This window comes from Thioalkalivibrio sp. (assembly GCF_041685615.1).
GTDB lineage: Bacteria > Pseudomonadota > Gammaproteobacteria > Ectothiorhodospirales > Ectothiorhodospiraceae > Thioalkalivibrio.
The window spans coordinates 1-2,811 of sequence record NZ_JAWLFK010000080.1 but is presented as its reverse complement, the minus strand read 5'-3'; the positions used below and the strand labels follow the sequence as shown (position 1 = coordinate 2,811).

Genomic DNA, 2,811 nt, shown 5'->3' with positions numbered 1-2,811 from the left:
ACACCCCAGTCGTAGAAGACCTGCTGCGGGTCACCGCTGGCATCGGCGGGCGCGATGGCGCGGGCCAGACGCAGCACGTTGGTCGGTACGTCCGACTCGACGTCCTCCTCCGGGCGATTCCAGGTCCCGTCCGCGCACACCACGATCCGTCGCATCATCCGCCAGCCTCACATCCTTGTCGTCGGGCGGTGCCGGCAATCATGCACGGCACGGAATACCGCCGTGTGATGCTCCCTCAGGAGCCGATCTCGATCCGGCGCACCCCCGGCCGGGCGTCGTCCTCGCGCCGGGGGATGTCGATCTTCAGCACGCCATTCTTGAACCGCGCCTGGATGGCATCGACGTCGGCATCGCCCGGCAGGCTGAGGATACGGCGAAACTGCCCGTAGGCCCGCTCGACGCGATGGTAGCCCTGGTCGTCCCCCTCGGTCTCCTGGCGTTTCTCGCCGGAGATGACCAGGTCGTCGCCATCCACCGTCAGGTCGATCGCGTCCTCGTCGATCCCCGGCACCTCCACCGTGATCCGGTAGGCCTTGCGAGTCTCGGCGATGTCCACGCTGGGCTTGAGCAGCAGCGAGGCCGCATCACTCCCGCGCGCCCCGAGGGCGGCACCAAAGAAGTCTTCGAACATCCGGTCCATCTCCCGGTGCATGCGCACCAGGGGATCGCGCATCAGGGCATCGGGCGCTTCGCGCCGGGCCGGCACAACCTCCGGACTCTCGGTTTCCTCGCGCTTGAACCAGTTCCACGGCTTGAGCTTTTGCAGGTCCATGATCATCACCTCCACTGGAAATCCTGTCTATCAAAATAACTAGGTCGTGGAGAGGGACTTTTCAAGCCCTGCGCATCACGCCCTGCGGAAATCGGCCAGACGCACCGGCTGACGCCGGGCACCCCAGTCGCCGGGGCGCGCCTCGAAGACTCCGGGTACCGGGGCCCCGCAGGCGTTGCAGCAGCCATCGGCGGTCAGGTTCCAGTCCGACAGTTGGTACCAGTTACGACCGATCAGGCGTTGCCCGCAGCCCGCACACCAGGTGCTCTGGCCGTCCGCGTCATGCACGTTGCCGGTGTACACGTGATGCAGATCCTGGCCGCGGGCGATGCGACGCGCCCGCTGCAGCGTAGCGATCGGCGTGCGCGGGTGTTCGGTCATCTTGAAATCCGGGTGGAAGGCGGTGAAGTGCAGCGGTACATCCGGCCCCAGGTGCTCCCGGACCCATTGCGCCATGGAGGCGATCTCCGCATCACTGTCGTTCTCGTCCGGGATCAGCAGCGTGGTGATCTCGACCCAGGTATCGGTCTCGTGCACCAGCCATTCCAGGGTGTCGAGCACCGGCTGCAGATGGGCACCGGTCAGCTTGTGGTAGAAACGCTCGGTGAATGCCTTGAGATCCACGTTGGCCGCATCCATGGCGGAGAAAAACTCGCCGCGCGCCTGCTCGGTGATGTAGCCGGCCGTCACCGCCACCGTGCGGATGTCCCGCGCGCGGCAGGCCGCCGCCACGTCGATGGCGTACTCGTGGAAGATCACCGGATCGTTGTAGGTGAAGGCCACCGCGCGGCAGTCCAGCGCCTCGGCGGCACGTGCAATGGTCTCGGGATCGGCGCGATCGGCCAGCGTGTCGATCTCGCGCGACTTGCTGATGTCCCAGTTCTGGCAGAACTTGCAGGCGAGGTTGCAGCCCGCCGTGCCGAACGACAGCACCGGGCTGCCCGGCAGAAAGTGATTGAGCGGCTTCTTCTCGATCGGATCCACACAGTATCCGGAGGAACGCCCGTAGCTGGTCAGTACGACCGCGTCGTCGAGGTTGGCGCGCACAAAACAGGCCCCGCGCTGGCCGGGCTTCAGCTTGCAGTAACGCGGGCACAGGTCGCACTGCACGCGGCCGTCCTCCAGGGCGTGCCAGTAGCGCGTGGCGACGGTAAATGCATCATGTCGGGGGGTATCGTTCATATTGACCCGCGGAGTGGAACACAGCCTTGAATATGGGGACGATATCCCAATATTCAACGACATAATGTTCCACGGAGATACCCGATGACGGCACAGCCCCGCATCCGCGAGCCCGCCATTGCGGGATGGTTCTACCCGGCCAATCCCGACGAGCTGCGCGCCACCGTCAGCCGGTTGCTGGACGCGGTTCCGGTGGAGTCCGGCGCGGCACCGCCCAAAGCCCTGATCGCGCCGCACGCCGGCTACCCGTATTCCGGTCCGGTGGCGGCCTCCGCCTATGCACGCATCCGCCCCCTGGCGGGCCGGATCCGGCGCGTCGTCCTTCTGGGTCCGTCGCATCGCGTGCCCTTCCACGGGATCGCGACCACCACGGCCTCGGCCTACCGCAGCCCGCTTGGAGACGTCCCCGTGGATCACGAGGCCCTGGACAATATCGCGGACCTGCCCGGGGTGCAGGCACTCGATATCGCCCACGACCCCGAACACAGCCTGGAGGCCCATCTGCCGTTCCTGCAGGTGGTACTGGGCAGGTTCGACCTGGTGCCGCTGGTGGTCGGAGACACCTCCGCCGAAGAGGTAGCGCGTGTGCTGGAACGCCTGTGGGGCGGCCCGGAGACCCTGATCGTCGTCAGCTCGGATCTCTCCCACTTCCACGACTACGCCACCGCCAGTCGCCTGGATACGGCCACCACCCACTCCATCGAACAACTGGATGCACGCGCCCTGGGCCCGGAACAGGCCTGCGGCTGCCGCCCGCTGGCGGGCCTGTTGCGGCTGGCTCGGCAGCGCGGGCTTGCCATCACGACGCTGGACCAGCGCAACTCCGGCGACACCGCCGGCCCGCGCGACCAGGTGGT

Annotated in this window: 4 protein-coding genes; 1 reads left to right on the top strand and 3 read right to left on the bottom strand. The window is 66.8% G+C overall.

The features are described from left to right. The 3 genes from ACESLR_RS11315 to amrS form a co-directional block, all read right to left on the bottom strand. Positions 1–158 (bottom strand): T6SS phospholipase effector Tle1-like catalytic domain-containing protein (locus ACESLR_RS11315; protein WP_373026105.1); only part of this gene is annotated, 158 nt, incomplete at its 3' end. A 77-nt stretch (positions 159–235) separates the two neighbouring features. Next, positions 236–778 carry an Hsp20/alpha crystallin family protein gene (locus ACESLR_RS11310; protein ID WP_373026103.1) on the bottom strand — a complete coding sequence of 181 codons (543 nt, stop codon included), beginning with the start codon at positions 776–778 and terminating at the stop codon, positions 236–238. A gap of 69 nt (positions 779–847) precedes the next feature. Continuing rightward, entirely contained in the window at positions 848–1,954 is a 1,107-nt protein-coding gene (amrS, locus tag ACESLR_RS11305) for an AmmeMemoRadiSam system radical SAM enzyme (RefSeq protein ID WP_373026098.1), read from the bottom strand. Positions 1,955–2,038: 84 nt separating this feature from the next. Between amrS and amrB the strand changes: the two genes are divergently transcribed. Further along, positions 2,039–2,811 (top strand): AmmeMemoRadiSam system protein B (amrB, locus tag ACESLR_RS11300; protein WP_373067452.1); only part of this gene is annotated, 773 nt, incomplete at its 3' end.

Coding starts and splice junctions, on each gene's coding strand:
- ACESLR_RS11310 (WP_373026103.1), bottom strand. CDS start 778: ATGATCATGGACCTGCAAAAGCTCAAGCCGTGGAACTGGTTCAAGCGC.
- amrS (WP_373026098.1), bottom strand. CDS start 1,954: ATGAACGATACCCCCCGACATGATGCATTTACCGTCGCCACGCGCTAC.